Raw genomic sequence first — 14,418 nt, 5'->3', positions numbered from 1 at the left:
ACGTCGTCGGGCAGCACCGCCGCGCCGTCTCCGCGGTCGTAAGTCTGACGCTGCTGCGTGGCCCACGTGCCGTCGGCCGGCCGCTGGTCGAACGCCGTCCGCCGCATCCGGTGTCACTCTGCGCACAGCAACTCCACGTCACGGGCCACCACGTCGGGCTCGCGGTCGAGGTCCCCGCTTCGTCGGTCGCCGTGATCCTGGCGCCGCCGGAGATGCGAGATCGACACCACCGGGTCCGGGGTGCGGTCAAGCGGTCGGGTGCGGGTCGGCGGGCACTGCACGCCCGTTCCCGCGGAACAGGTCCTCCCAGGTGTCCGAGTCCTCGGCACGGGTGATGACGCTGAACCCGTTGTACGGCTGGGTGTACCGCGGCGGCCAGGCGTGGTGCTCGGCGCTCTGGCCATCGATCCACTCGACTCCGTCCTCGGTGACCACGGCGGTGAACCAGTGCCCACCCGTGGTCCGACCGTGCTCGTTGGCCCAGTTGACCAGCACTATCGCCACGGTGCCCTCGGGTGCGGTCGACAGCGCCTGACCGATGCGGGTGTCGGCTTCGGCGGTGAACCGGGCCGGGGACACGGAGCTCGGGCGGCCGTGCCAGCCAGGCACGGTGCCCGCCCAACGCCACATCTCGGGCAGCTCTCCTGGCGAGGTGCCCCAGTGCTGCCAGCTGTCGAGCACCCGGGCCCCGTTGTCACCGAACGCCGTCCGGACGTCCCTGCCCTGGACCAGGTCGGCGACCGCCCGGGAGCAGTCACCGCAGTTGTTGCCGTACGGCATCCGGCTGGTGACCGGGTAGGCCGAGTACAGCGGGTTGACGGAGGGAAGCCAGCGCGAGGCGTTGGCGACGGCATCGGTGACCGAGGTCGGCGTCCAGCCAGCGACCGCTCGACCCATGGCCTCCCGGGTGCTCAGCCCGGGGTCGATGTGCCGGTGGGGCTCGACGCGGGCCCGCGGGGCCCCGACCTCGTCGGGAGCGGGTCGGAGGACCTCGAACTCGGTCACCCGGGTGCCGACGAACTCGCCGTCGGTGACCACGCCCTGCACCCGGAAGTGCCGGACGGTGCCGTGCTGCAGGTCATGGGTCAGGGCGTGGACGACGGCGCGCTGCTGCTCCGTGGTGGTGAGGTCGGCCAGCTCGTTGCGCAGCCGGCCGATGTGGGTGGTGGTGCCGGCCTGCTGCAGCCCGGGGCGGCTGCCTGGCAACGCATCGTTCTCCGCCACCGCGACGGCGACGACCGCGAGCCCGCCGCCGTCCAGCTCGACGAGCAGGCGGTCCCCGGCGACGGCGACGGCGTGCACCGGGGAGTCCAGGAACAGGGCGAGTGCCGGGGTGACCGTCGACGCGGCCCAGTCCGCCGCCGCCCGGCGCAGCGTGTTCCGCTGCTCGGCGCGAGCGACGGAGGTCGCGTCGTGGGGTGCGCCGGGGTGCAGCTCCGCCAAACGGCTCCGGTGCAGTTCCGTGGTGACCCGGGCGGCTCGATGCAGGACCTCGCCGGCCAGCGGCTCCACCGACCAGCTGGCGTAGTCACTGGCAGGCACCAGCCCCTCGTCGAGCACCCGGGCCAGCCCACCGGCCCGCCGCGCATCGACCCACCCCTGCGCGGCGTCCCACACCCAGACGTCGTCCCCGCCGTCATGCGGACGGGCGACACCGCGTTCGGTGATCCGGTGGGTGCGCGGGTCGAGGGTGGCCCGCTGGGACAGCCACTCGGACGACGGACCGGGGTGGCCCACCTCGTCGTCGAGGGCTGCGGACAGGTCGACCAGGAACGCCGACGCCGCCGGGGTGAGCGGGCCGTCGTCGAGGTGAACGGCACCCACGGTCCACATCTGCAGCGGGCGGTCGGGCTCAGGTGTCGCCCAGGGGTTGTCACCGGTGCTGACCCGGATGGACGAGCCGTCGGCCAGCAGCAACGCCCGTCCGGACAGCGACCCGTCGGCGCCCTGCCAGAGCACCTGCGCTCCGGACTCGGCCAGCACGTGGTCGAGGGCCGACGCGGTGTCCGCGCCGACGGCGAGCGGGCCGTTCAGGTGCGCCCGCGGTTGTCCCGGTCCGAGCGGGTGGCCGACATGCCCAGCTCCCGGCCCTCCTGGTTCTGGCAGATCTCCAGCAGGCGTTCGGGGGTGGGCAGCGTCGTGCCCTTCCTGCGGGCTGCTGCTTCCGCCTCCTCGCGGGTCGCCGGTTCCATCTGGACGTACGGGTCCTCGTCGAACACCGCTTGCGCGTTCGTCTCGCTGCCGCTCACCGGGTCCCAGATCCACCGGCCGCTGGGCACGTCGAACAGGACCGTCTCCCAGCTCCCCCGCACGTTCCGCCGCGCCAAGATCTGGGTGACGCCGAGCTTGGTCCAAGTCACGACTGCGTACTCGAAGACCTCCGCCCGCTCCAGGTCCTCGGCCTCGTGCCGCACGAGCAGGTCGAGGTGTTCCTCGCCCGGGTCGTCCGGGAGAGCTTGATAGGGGGGCGGCGGAGCCAAACCCAGCCTCTCGTTCCTGGCTCGCACCTTGTCCAGCAGCGCCTCGTCCTCCTGCCGCACCCGTTCCCACAACACCCAGCCCGGGTGCTTCGGATCCGTCATCCGTTGATCCTCCCTCCGTGGTCTGCTGTGCAGCCACCTTCTCGGCGGCCGTGACTATCTCTTCCACGACCGGCTGGCTAATACCGGCCCGGACCAGGAAGGTCTCGGCCGACCCAACCTTGTGCACTGCAGCCTTGATGAACTGGACCGCTAGTTCCGGATCCTTCTCAAAGATGCGCGCCGGACTGTTTGCCTTGCCGGGCCCTAGCTTGTCGAGTCCCCGCACGACCTCAGATTCCAGCCCTTGCGAACGCACGATCTCTCGGATCTGCGCCAGCGCTTCGACCCGCTCTAGAGGGTTGTCTCGGTTCAAGCGGAACGTCTCGTACATCTCGTGGGTCTGTTTGCCCACCGCCCACGACGTCGCCGTTGGGAACTGCACCTCGATGCGCTGGCCGGTCACCACATGGGTCAGCACGACGAGCAGGCCGAAGTGCCGGTTGCCCGGCGCCCAGGTGTTCCGCCAGTCCTCATGCGCCGGCTGACCGGGTCGCGGGACCGGCGCTGCCCATCCGTGCTGGCCCAGCAGCTCGAGGGTGGCGAGCACAGAGTCGCCGTAGCGGGACGGGTCGGTCTGCACCGCGAACCGGACCAGGTCGTCCATGGCCCAGAACGCCGAGGCGACCGTGGACCCACCCTGCACCGGCGGCTGGATCTTTCGGACCGCCGACCACACGGTCTTGACCGCGTTCTCGGTGCCGACCGCCTCAGGCCTCGGGAACCCGCCCGCCTCTAGAACATCGAAGACCTCGTCGAGCTGCTGCCCCACCAGGTCGGCCCAGGGCTGCGCCCCGGCGACCGCCTCGATGGCGTACCGCTGGATCGCCCTCGGACTGCCCTCGTAGTGCTCCCGCTCGGCCGACGGCGGCGGATCCACCGGCGGTGGGGGCGAAGCTTCCGCGGGAGCGGCGGGCTCGTGCCCCTGCCCATCCTGGGTCTGGCCGTCTGCGTCCGACGTCCCGCCAGCCTTCGGTCCGTCGCTGTCGCCGCCGATCCCGCCGTCACCGGCGTGGGGCTGCGTCGATCCCGGCACGTCCGCGGCCGGAGACGTTCCCGCGGGAACGTCTCCGAGCCCTGCGGCGTGGTCGGTCGACGGTTGCACTGATGAGGACACGGCCCGGTGGACCTCGAACGCCCCTGACTGCTCGGCCGCGCTCACTGCCGTCGGAGTGGGGACCTCGGCAGCTGCAGCCCAGGTATCGACAGGCCCACCGGCGGCCGCCGAGGGACGTGCGCCTTCGGCCAAGCCGGCGGCGATCACACCCATGCCGGGCGCTCGGTCCGCACCCGCCGCCGAGGGCCCTACCGCGTCGGCCACCGAGGCTCCCGGACCGACGTCGGGCGGTCCAGCAATGGTCCCGGCCGGCGCGGCGGACGAGATAACGGGCGCCGCGGGACCTGCCGACGCAGGCCCGTCCCCGAACGAGGTGGCCGCCGCCCGGCTCGGGTCCGCGGTGGCCAGCGCGGAAGCTGTCCGAGAGGTCGTCAGCCGGTCCGCCCCCGCGGTGTCCGCTATTACTGCGACCCGGCCATCTGTGTCCGGGTCGACCGCGCCACTCCCCGGAGAGCCGGCCGCATCGAGAGCAGCCCCGCGGAACTCCTCCTGCGCGGTGCGTCCGGCCAACGCGTCGACGTGCAAGCGGGTCAGCGTCTGCATCGGCCGCGTGCCCGCGGCCAGCACTGCCGGGTGGGTCGGGCTGACCGTGCCGTAGCGGCCCGCTGCACCGAGCGCGGCGGCGAGGAAGGTCAAGCCGTCCATCGTCGGGATGCCCTGCCCCGTCAGCAGACCCGCCGCGATGCCGCCCGCCGGCGAGGCCACGACGTTGGTGCCGGCGGTGGCGGCCAGCCCGCCGGAGTGCCGCAGCACGCCGTTGCCGGTCCGCGCGGCGAGCCCGCCACCGGCGCCGAGCCCGGCCAGCGCGGCCATCCGCGGCGTCGACCGCATCCGCGAGAACACCGGCGCCACCAGCCCTGCGCCCACCGCACCACCGGTACCCCCGGCCAGCCCGGCTGTCACCGTGGAGAGCCCGTCCCAGCTGGTGCGCGTCCCGTCGCCGGCCTGCCAGGCCTGCGTACCGACGTCGATCCCCAGCTCCTCGAGCACCTCCTCCACGACCTCGTGCCGCAGGTGGTGACCGGTCGTGTGGACCGCGGCCACGCGTCCCGCCCCGTCCACGACCGCCCGGCCGACGTCCTGGACCAGCGCCCGCCGTCCGGCCGCGGACGCGAGGCCCTCCAGCGCGGTGAGCACCGCCTGCCGAGCGGTCGACGCGATCGGCCCCAGCGTCGCCAGGGACAGCCCGCCGGCGAAGGCCATCACCATCGCGAGCACCGCTGCCGTGGCCGCGACGGCGACCGCCACGTTCACCGACACCTTCGCGTACTGCAGGTCCACCCCGAAGCCGCCGACCTGGCGCGCGACCGCCGCGGCGTTCTGCACGTGCCCGGGCAGCCCGGACTCGGCCGACCCGAGCAGCGTCCGGGCCAGGTCGTCGAAGGCCTCGGCCGCCGGTGCGTCCCACGCGGTCAGCAGCTCGGCGGCCGCCGACTGCAGGTCACCCGACGCGTCGGCGAGCCCCTGAGCCAGGTCGGCCCACTCCTGCGCCAGCTCCCCCACCGCCGACTCGCTGCCCTCGGGCCAGGTGGACCCGCCGAACACCATCGACAGCAGGTCGACCCAGAACCCGTCGCCGTCCGCCCCCAGCCAGGTGAACGGGCTGACGACGTCGTCCGGGCGCTGCACCACCGTGTCCTGCGGTCAGCGCCGGCCGCGGAGCTGCTCGCCGACGATCCCGGCGACGACCTCGTCGTCCCCGTTGAGCATCGCGCGCACCTGCTCGCCGTCGGCGACGCCGGACATCAGCGCGACCACCTGGTCCTCGGCGGTCCAGACGGCGTGCTCGATGGTCTCGGTGATCAGCGCGGCCAGCGCCCCGGCGTCCTGCGTCCGGTAGATCCGCGGGTCCAGGTCGAGCCGGACGACGCGACCCTGCGGGCCGACGGTGACCGAGACGAGCCCGTCCGGCGAGGTCTCGGTGGCCTGCACCGCGCGCGCCTGACGGGCCAGCTCGGGACCCTGCTCGACCAGCCGCCGGAGGTCGAGTTGCAGCTGCTGCGCGTAGGCGCGGAAGTCGACGGTGGGACGTCGGTCGGGCTCGGTCATGGGGCTGCACTCCTGCCGGTCGAGGACAAGTGGTGCAGCGGACGGTAGGGGCCGCCGACCGGGCCACCGCGGGCTCGACGACCGAAACGAGCGCTCTGAGCTGGACTTTCGCAGTTGTCCACAGGCTGCGGGCAACGGGTTGGTGGCGTCACCACCCCGACCTACGCTCCCCGTCATCACCAGCCGCGGACGCCGAGGGAGGCCCGATGAGCGAGAGCACCGATGTGGACGCGGACGTCGTCCTGGAGTTCGCGAGCCGCCTGCACGCCCGCGCCGCCGACGTCGCCACTGCGACCTCCTCGCTCCAGCTGCCGATCGCCGGCGCCGGTCTCGGCGGGAGCGGGATGCAGGAGTCGGTGGTCGCCGCCGGCGCCTACTCGGCCGCGACCCAGGCAACTGCCCGGTTCCTGCGCGACGTGCACGACGGGCTGCTGTCGCTGAGCTACGTGGCCGCGACCGCGGCGGCGCACTACCGCGCCGGGGACGCCGAGCAGGCGGTCAGCATGGCCGCTGTCGACGCCGCCTTCGCGCCAGCAACCGGCCAGACCAGCATCACGTCGCGGCGGGCCGACGCCGCCGCGCAGGCCGAGCGGGTGGCGCACGAGGCGCTGCGTGCGCAGAACCAGGTCGACGGCACCCGTCCGCCGCTGCCGCCGGACCCGGAGCAGCAGCGCTTCGGCAACCAGCTGGACGCCGGACGACGCCCCGGCACAGCCGACGACCGGTACTCCCGCCCCGCCGACGCCGTCGCCGCGCACGACGACCAGATCGGGGACGACGGCGTGCTGGCCGAGGCCCGCTACGACCCGGCCGGCGACCACGACGAGGCTCTTCGCACGGCCGAGCGGCTCACCGCGCAGCACGGCATCCCGTACACCGCGGTCGTCGACGACCACGGTGTCAGCGAGGTGGTGCAGGCCGACCCCGACGACGTCCCGGCCGCCGAGCCCGACACCGACGTCGTGCAGGAACACGACCAGCAGGCCACGGACCTCGCGGCGGCCCTCGGTGGGGCGGGCTGAGGTGCCGGCCCCGCGCACGGACGGCGCCGGCGGCGGCTACCGGGTGGACCCGGTGGAGGCCGGCGGGCTGGACCTCCGGCTGCTCACCATCACCCGGATCTACCCCGCCGTCATGCTCGAGGACCCGACCGGGATGCGGGACGCCGCAGTGGCCTGGCAGGACCTCGGCGGTCTGCTGGACGCCGAGGCGCGCTCCCTGCGGCGGTCGCTGGCCGGGCTCGGCGACGGCTGGCGGTCCGAGGCGTCGACCAGGTTCGCTGAGCGCGGCGCGGCCGCGGTCGGCTCGCTGGAGTCCTGGTCCGAGATCGCCGCCGCGCGGGCCACCGAGCTGGCCGACCTCGCCGTGGTCGTGGCCGGCGCGAAGCTGCGGATGCAGTGGATCTGGGACGACTTCACCCGGGCGGCCGGTGCGATCGCCGACCGGCCGGACACCTCAGGCAGCCTGCTGGGACCGGCCGGCACGGCGGTGACCGACCTGGTGGACAGCGCACTCGTGGCCGGGGACCTGGAGGACAACGTCCGCCGGTACACCCGTCAGGCGCTCGACGAGGTGGTGGGCCCGCTCGCCACCCGGTTCGCCCAGAGCGCGTTGACCTTCGCGGCGCCCGGTCCCGTGTTCGCCGGTCCCACCGACGCGGTCGTCCCCGGGAACGCCACCCTCGCTGCCCTGGTCACCGGCGCCTGGCTGCCCGACGGGGTCGGCTTCCCGGGTGGGCCAGCGGCGCCCCGCATCCCGATGGCCCCTGCCGTCCCGGTGCCGCGTGCCGCATCGGCCTTGCCCACGCTCCCCACTGCTCCATCGATGCCGCCGCTGCCCGCGCCCGCGATGCTGTCCACGCCGGGCATCACGGCTGCGCCTGGCATCCCGGCCCTGCCTTCACCCGTGTTCCCACCTGGTGCGCCGGTCCTCACCGGGCGGGTGCCGGTGGCCCCGGCTTGGGGGGCGGCCGACGTGGTTGCAGCCGTGTCAATCTCAGCCCCGTCCTGGCCGTTTCCCCAGGTGTCGTCCGCTCCGGGGCCGGCGGGCGCGCGCTGGGTTCCCGCTTCGCCGAGGCTGGCGGGCCACCACTGGGTCCATGCCACCCAGGGGCCAGGACGCGCGCCGGTGGTCCCGACCCTCCCGGCCGGGCTCAGCCAGGTCGGCCGAGGTGCCGTGCCGTCGTTGGCCGGACGCCGAGCGCCCGCGATCGACCACATCCCGACCGTGCCCGGCCCGGCGCCGGGTCTGACTCCGATGCGGCCCATCGGGCCCCCGACGCTGCAGGACCACCTGCGTGGCCGCGGACTCCACGGGCTGCCTGAGCATCTGGGGGCACCGAAGCTGCCGCCGGCTCCTGGTGCGCCGGTGCGGGATGCCGGTGGTTCGTCGGCGCGGCCGGCACGCCGCACCGGACCTGGCGCCCACACCCGCCGAGGCCCGCGCCGTCGACCGGTCCCGGCGGCGGGCGGCGTGGGACGAGGACCGTCAGCAGCACGCCTCGGGTCGACCGCCCAGCTCATGACGGTCGACCGCGGGAGCCAGCCGCAGGTCAGCGGCCGGCGTCGAGCCTGGCCCGTGCCGGGGCCAACGCCGCGGCCTGGGCCTCGTCGCTGGCGAGGGACGCCTGGATTGCCGCCGCAACCTGCACGCCGAGCTCGTCGAGCCGGCCGGTCATCGTCTGCACCGCGTCCCGGGACGGTGCTGCGCCCTGCCGGTAGACGTCTGCGAACAGCGGACCACCGTTGTCCCCGCCCCAGGGCCGGGCGGCCTCGGCATCCTCGATGGCGGCGGCCCGCAGCTGCACCACCCGCTCGAGCTGCTGCACGGCCGCCTGCCAGGAGCGCAGTGCCGCACCGGCGGCATCGGGATCGACGTGCACCGAGTCGTAGGCCATGGGTCCTCCCGGGAGTGGCGGCCCGGCCACCGTGCCACCGGCCCGGCTGTGACACCAGCCCGCGGACCGGACCTGTGGACAACCACCTACCCCCCGGAGGTCAGCCGCCGGTCGACGCAGCAGCCGCCGCGGCCTCGGCGCGGGCAGCCATCCGGGCCCGCTGCGGGATGACGACGTACTTCGGGTCCTTGGACGACGCCATCCCCGCGTCGAACACGCCGAACCTGGTCAGCAGAGACCCCGTCGCCAGCAACGCGCCGGATGCCACGGCGCCCCAGCGCTTGCCACCGAGCACGGCGGCCCCGATTGCGCCGGCCGTGGTGCAGGCCTTGGCGATCCGCAGCGTCGTGCCGGCCCGGCCGATGTGGAAGGGCTCGCTGACGATGCCGTGGTCGTTCTCCACCTTGTGCATCGCGGCCAGCTCGACCGCGGCGCCCACGACGGCGGCCTTTCGGGCCGGTCCGGCCTGGTCGACCGGGGTGAACGCCATCGACAGGCCACCGCCGGCGGCCAGCGCCGACCCGGTGAACACGAACGGCAGCTGGTTCCCCGGCTCGTGCCAGGACGGCGTTGCCGTGTTGGCCAGCAGCACCGCGGTGTAGGCCGCCATCGGACCGCCGAACGCGGCCGCACCGACGCTCGCCGTCCGGCGCAGCCCGGTCGAGCGGATCAGCTTCGGCAGCCACCCGCTCGACCGACGCACCGCCGGCACCGAGCCGAGCAGGCTCAGCGCCGCCGCCCCACCGGCCGCGGTGCTGAACGGCGACAGGATGTAGGAGCCCACGCTCAGCGGGGACGTCGGCTTGAACACCCGCAGCATGTGCAGGAACCGCTCGGGCCGGCCCAGGTCGTGGATCAGGAACCCGACGCTGGCGATCGCGCCGCCGCCGGCGATCAGGTGCGCCGACCGGGCCAGCGCCGGCCGGTCGGTGAACTCGGCTCCGGCGCCGAGCACCGCAGACGCGCCGGCCGCGCCGCCCAGGAACAGGTAGAGCGGCACGTCCGGGGTCTTCCAGACGGCCGACTTCACGATCTGCCGGCCGTAGTAGCTCTGGAAGTCCGCGTCGCCGACGGTCGGATCACCGTCGCGGGCCCCGCCCCGGCGTCCACCGCGCTTGCGCTTGCGCGCCTCCCGACCGGACGCGGACGGGCCGTCGGCCTTGCGCCAGCCACCACCGGGGGTGGCCACGCCCGAGACCCCGGGCCGGTGGTCCAGCGGGGCGTCGACGTCCTCGTTCGGCCGGCCGGTGCGGTGCAGCTCCGGCGTCGCGGGCTGCGAGACCTCCGGGTCGGGCTGCTCCACCGGGGCCTGGGCCGCGCGGTCCGGGCCGGCGCCCTCGACCGGGGCTCCCTCGCCGGGGCCGGAGGCGTGCCGGCCGGTCACCGTCGCCGTCCCAGGAACCCGGACAGCGCGACGCCGACGAGCATCGCCGCAGCACCCGCGGCGTGCCGCCACATCGAGGGCAGGTCGCGGGTGGTCACCACCGGGTCCGGCGGCAGGCCGTAGACCTCGGGCTCGTCCAGCAGCAGGAAGAACGCCCCCGCGCCGCCCACGCCGTCGTCGGTGTCCCGGCCGTACAGCCGCGCGGTGGTCACGCCCTGCTCGGTGAGCGTCGCCAGCCGTGCGTCGGCGCGGGCCTGCAGCTCGTCGAGGTCACCGAACTGGATCGACTGGGTCGGGCACGCGGTCGCGCAGGCCGGCTGCAGACCGTCGGTCAGCCGGTCGTAGCACATCGTGCACTTGAAGACCCGGCCGTCGTCCTTCCGCTGGTCGATCACGCCGTACGGGCAGGCCGGCACGCAGTAGCCGCAGCCGTTGCAGATGTCGTCCTGCACCACGACGGTGCCGAACTCGGTGCGGAACAGCGCACCGGTCGGGCACACGTCCAGGCAACCGGCGTGCGTGCAGTGCTTGCAGACGTCGCTGGACATCAGCCAGCGGATCTCCCGGTCGGCCGACTGCGCGGTCTGCGGGTCGAAGCTCGACAGCGCCTGCGCGTTGAGCACGTCGGCCTGGTCGATCGTCGCGCCGTCCGCGTTCGCGTGCGACGGCGTCTCCGCCGACCCGCACGACCCCCCGCAGCCACCGCCGGACCCGGCGCCCTGGCCCGGCGCGGCCGGCAGCCCGATCCCCGGCATCGGCAGGTCGACCTCGCGGGACTGCTCGACGAAGGCCACGTGCCGCCAGGAGTTCGCTCCCAGCATGCCGGTGTTGTCGTAGCTCATCCCCGACAGGCCCAGGGCGTCGATCGTGCCGTCGGCGTCGTCCATCGGGAGCGTGTTCCACTCCTTGCAGGCCACCTCGCACGCCTTGCAGCCGATGCACACGCTGGTGTCGGTGAAGAACCCGACCCGCGCCGGGTGGTCGGGCTCGTAGCCGGCTTCGGCGGTGACGTCGGGCAGCGGCCCGAACAGCCGGTTCTCCGGGTCGTTGCCGGTGAAGGCCGGGCTGGCGGAGCTGATCTGGCTCACGAGGTGCCCTCCGCGATGTGGTCCGGTGCGCTCTGGGTGGTGTCGGCCTGCGGACCGCCCTCACCGGTCATGTTCGTCTCCTCGACCGGCGACCGTCCGCCGACCGGCACCCGGCCGCTCTTCACGCCGGCGCGCTGCCGGTAGGACTCCACGAAGTCCACCAGCGCCGGACCCCGCGGACGGCGGCCGGGCTGGATGTCGCAGGTGGCGACCTTGGACTCCTGGATGTGCACGTTGGGGTCCATCACCACGCCGAACAGGTCGTTGCCGCTGTCGCCGGTGGAGATGCCCTGCTCGCCCCAGTGGTACGGGATGCCGATCTGGTGCACGACCTTGCCGCCGCCCAGCTTCAGCGGCCGCATCCGCTCGGTGACCAGCACCCGGGCCTCGATCGCCGTCCGGGCGCTGACCAGCGTCGCCCATCCGCCGTTCTCCAGCCCGCGCTCGACGGCCAGCTGCGGGCTGACCTCGACGAAGAACTCCGGCTGCAGCTCGCTCAGGTAGGGCAGCGTGCGGCTCATCCCGCCGGCCGTGTGGTGCTCGGTCAGCCGGTAGGTGGTGAACGCGTAGGGGTAGACGTCGCTGGTCGGCGGGTTGCTCCGGTTCCAGGCGGCCTCGATGACCTCCCGACCCGGGTTGGCCTGCTGCCGGTAGAGCAGGTTGGGTACCGGGGACTCGTCGGGCTCGTAGTGCGTCGGCAGCGGACCGTCGGCCAGGCCGGACGGCGCGTACAGCCAGGCCTTCCCGTCGTTCTGCATGATGAAGGCGTCCGCGCCGCTGATGCCGGCGGGACCCTTCGCGCCGGGCTCGGGACGGTAGGACGGCGGCTTGGTGGCCTCGAAGTCCGGGACGTCGTGACCCGTCCACCGCTGGGCGCCCTCGTCCCACCAGACGTAGGCCTTGCGCTCGCTCCACGGCTTGCCCTCGGGGTCGGCCGAGGCACGGTTGTAGAGCGTGCGGCGGTTGGCCGGCCATGCCCAGCCCCACTCGCCGGCCACCCAGTTCTGCTCCCGGCCGGGCTTGCGGCGGTCGGACTGGTTGACCTCGTCGGCGTAGACACCGGTGTAGATCCAGCAGCCGGCGGTCGTCGTCCCGTCGTCCTTGAGCTCGGTGTAGCTGCCCAGGGTCTTGCCGTCCGGTCCGGTGCCGTTGATCTCGCGCAGCACGGCCTCGGCCGACGGCTCGACCAGGGGTCCGTGGGTCGGGTAGTCCCAGGTCAGGGCCTGCAGGCCGGCGTCGCGGGGGTCGGTCGAGTCGCGCAGCCGGTCGCGCAGGATGCGGCCCAGGTGGAAGTAGAACCACAGGTCGCTGCGGGCGTCGCCCGGCGGCTCGATCGCCTGGCGGTGCCACTGCAGCACGCGCTGGGTGTTGGTGAAGGTGCCTTCCTTCTCCGTGTGCGTGGCCGCCGGCATGAAGAAGACCTCGGTGCCGATGTCCTCGGTGACCAGCTCGCCGGTCTCGATCTCCGGCGCGGTCTTCCAGAAGGTGGCCGACTCGATCATCTGCAGGTCGCGGACGACGAGCCAGTCCAGGTTGGCGAGGCCTAGGCGCTGCATCTTGCCGTTGGCGTGCCCGACCGCCGGGTTCTCCCCGACCAGGAAGTAGCCGGGGATCTTGCCCTGGATCATGTCGGCGACCTGGCGGTAGGAGCCGTGGTCGCCGTTGATCTTGGGCACCAGGTCGAAGCAGTAGTCGTTCTCCGCCGTCGCGGCGTCGCCGAACCAGGCCTTGAGCAGGCTGACCATGTAGGCGCGGGTGCCGCCCCAGAAGCCGACCATCTGGTCGCCGACCTTGCAGTACTCGTCGAGCGTGGCGTGCTCGCCGGCGTGCGGCATGGGCAGGTAGCCCGGCAGCAGGTTGTACAGCGTCGGGATGTCGGTCGAGCCCTGGATGGAGGCATGCCCGCGCAGCGCGAGGATGCCGCCGCCGGGTCGGCCCATGTTGCCGAGCAGGGCCTGCAGGATGCCGGCGGTGCGGATGTACTGCACGCCGACGGTGTGGTGCGTCCAGCCGACCGAGTACACCCAGGCCGTCGTCCGCTCGCGGTTGCTGTTCGCGGTCACCGCGCGGGCGACGTCGAGGAAGACCTCGGGCTCGATGCCGCAGATGTCGGCGACCATCTGCGGGGTGTAGCGGGCGAAGTGCCGCTTCATCACCTGGTAGACGCTGCGCGGGTGCTGCAGCGTCGGGTCGGTGGCTGGCTGCGGGTCGACCTTGCCCGGCTCCGGGGCAGGCGGGTCGATCTCGTCGGTGCCGGTGGCGCTGGGTTCGTGCGCACCCTCGAACTGCCACGACGTCTTGTCGTAGGACTTCGACTCGTCGTCCCAGCCGGAGAACAGGCCGCCGAGGTCCTCGGTGTCGACGAAGTCCTCACCGACCAGGGACGACGCGTTGGTGTAGGCCAGCACGTAGTCGCGGAAGTCGAGCTCGTTGTCCAGCACGTAGCTGATCAGCCCGCCGAGGAACGCGATGTCGGTGCCCGCCCGCAGCGGCACGTGGGTGTCGGCCACCGCGCTGGTGCGGGTGAAGCGCGGGTCGATGTGGATGACCTTCGCCCCGCGCGCCTTCGCCTCCATCACCCACTGGAACCCCACGGGATGGCACTCGGCCATGTTGGAGCCCTCGATGACGATGCAGTCGGCGTTGACCAGGTCCTGCTGGAACCCGGTGGCCCCGCCGCGGCCGTACGTGGCACCCAGACCGGGCACCGTGGCGGAGTGCTATATGCGCGCCTGGTTCTCGATCTGGATGGCGCCCATGGCGCTGTACAGCTTCTTCATCAGGTAGTTCTCTTCGTTGTCCAGCGTCGCGCCACCGAGGCTGGCCAGCCCCATGGTGCGGTTGACCCGCTGGTCACCGTCGAACTCCTGCCAGCCCTTCTCCCGCGCGGCGAGCACGCGGTCGGCGATCATCTCCATCGCCTCGTCGAGGGCCAGGTCCTCCCACTCGCTCCCGTGCGGACGGCGGTACTTGACCGTGGTGACCCGGGACGGGCTGGTGACCAGCTGCTTGCTGGCGCTGCCCTTGGGGCACAGCCGGCCGCGGCTGATCGGCGAGTCCGGGTCGCCCTCGATCTGCACGATCTGCTCGTCCTTGACGAACACCCGCTGGCCGCAGCCCACCGCGCAGTAGGGGCAGACCGACTGCACCACGCGGTCGGCGGTGGCCGTCCGGCTGGTGATGCCCTCGGTCTTCTTGCTCCGGGCAGCGTGCCCGCGACCCAATGGATCGGGTCCGGTCAGCTGCCGGAACACCGGCCAGGAGTCGAGCCAGGTCTTCACCGGGTCCACTGTGCCACCGGCACA

At 73.3% G+C, this 14,418-nt stretch carries 9 protein-coding genes and 2 pseudogenes; 2 read left to right on the top strand and 9 right to left on the bottom strand.

Going from position 1 to position 14,418, the window contains the following annotated elements; translation table 11 throughout:
- Nucleotides 1-246: 246 nt before the first annotated feature.
- A complete protein-coding gene (locus tag LFA75_RS13640; protein WP_225234173.1) occupies nucleotides 247-1,983 on the bottom strand; it encodes a toxin glutamine deamidase domain-containing protein in 1,737 nt (578 codons plus the stop codon).
- Between the two features lie 47 nt (nucleotides 1,984-2,030).
- Nucleotides 2,031-2,582 carry a hypothetical protein gene (locus LFA75_RS13635; RefSeq protein WP_225234172.1) on the bottom strand — a complete coding sequence of 184 codons (552 nt, stop codon included), beginning with the start codon at nucleotides 2,580-2,582 and terminating at the stop codon, nucleotides 2,031-2,033.
- A gap of 1,796 nt (nucleotides 2,583-4,378) precedes the next feature.
- Here LFA75_RS13635 and LFA75_RS13630 point away from each other — a divergent pair.
- Complete coding sequence (locus tag LFA75_RS13630) at nucleotides 4,379-4,717, top strand: hypothetical protein (RefSeq protein ID WP_225234171.1); 339 nt, start codon at nucleotides 4,379-4,381, stop codon at nucleotides 4,715-4,717.
- 212 nt (nucleotides 4,718-4,929) lie between these two features.
- Here the strand turns inward: LFA75_RS13630 and LFA75_RS24290 are convergent.
- A pseudogene (locus tag LFA75_RS24290) lies at nucleotides 4,930-5,244 on the bottom strand (WXG100-like domain-containing protein); the annotation flags it as partial.
- Nucleotides 5,245-5,340: 96 nt separating this feature from the next.
- Nucleotides 5,341-5,745, bottom strand: a complete 405-nt coding sequence (locus LFA75_RS13620; protein WP_225234169.1) for a YbaB/EbfC family nucleoid-associated protein — start codon at nucleotides 5,743-5,745, stop codon at nucleotides 5,341-5,343.
- A gap of 206 nt (nucleotides 5,746-5,951) precedes the next feature.
- Between LFA75_RS13620 and LFA75_RS13615 the strand changes: the two genes are divergently transcribed.
- Nucleotides 5,952-6,767: a hypothetical protein gene (locus LFA75_RS13615; RefSeq protein ID WP_225234168.1), complete on the top strand. Its 816-nt coding sequence runs from the start codon at nucleotides 5,952-5,954 to the stop codon at nucleotides 6,765-6,767.
- A gap of 99 nt (nucleotides 6,768-6,866) precedes the next feature.
- On the opposite strand, the gene LFA75_RS13610 is transcribed toward LFA75_RS13615, so the two are convergent.
- The 5 genes and pseudogenes from LFA75_RS13610 to fdh form a co-directional block, all read right to left on the bottom strand.
- A complete protein-coding gene (locus LFA75_RS13610; protein ID WP_225234167.1) occupies nucleotides 6,867-7,199 on the bottom strand; it encodes a hypothetical protein in 333 nt (110 codons plus the stop codon).
- 1,097 nt (nucleotides 7,200-8,296) lie between these two features.
- A complete protein-coding gene (locus tag LFA75_RS13605; RefSeq protein ID WP_225234166.1) occupies nucleotides 8,297-8,641 on the bottom strand; it encodes a hypothetical protein in 345 nt (114 codons plus the stop codon).
- Nucleotides 8,642-8,741: 100 nt separating this feature from the next.
- Nucleotides 8,742-10,025, bottom strand: coding sequence for an NrfD/PsrC family molybdoenzyme membrane anchor subunit (gene nrfD / locus LFA75_RS13600; protein ID WP_225234165.1), 1,284 nt, complete (start codon nucleotides 10,023-10,025; stop codon nucleotides 8,742-8,744).
- Nucleotides 10,022-11,113, bottom strand: coding sequence for a 4Fe-4S dicluster domain-containing protein (locus LFA75_RS13595; protein ID WP_225234164.1), 1,092 nt, complete (start codon nucleotides 11,111-11,113; stop codon nucleotides 10,022-10,024). The genes nrfD and LFA75_RS13595 overlap by 4 nt, the downstream gene beginning before the upstream one ends.
- A pseudogene (gene fdh / locus LFA75_RS13590) lies at nucleotides 11,110-14,403 on the bottom strand (formate dehydrogenase). The gene LFA75_RS13595 and the pseudogene fdh overlap by 4 nt, the downstream one beginning before the upstream one ends.
- Nucleotides 14,404-14,418: the final 15 nt, after the last annotated feature.

The sequence above is a fragment of the Klenkia terrae genome (genome assembly GCF_900491935.1).
Lineage (GTDB): Bacteria > Actinomycetota > Actinomycetes > Mycobacteriales > Geodermatophilaceae > Klenkia > Klenkia terrae.
The sequence above is the reverse complement of the archived record's forward strand: the minus strand, read 5'-3'. Positions and strand labels throughout refer to the sequence as shown.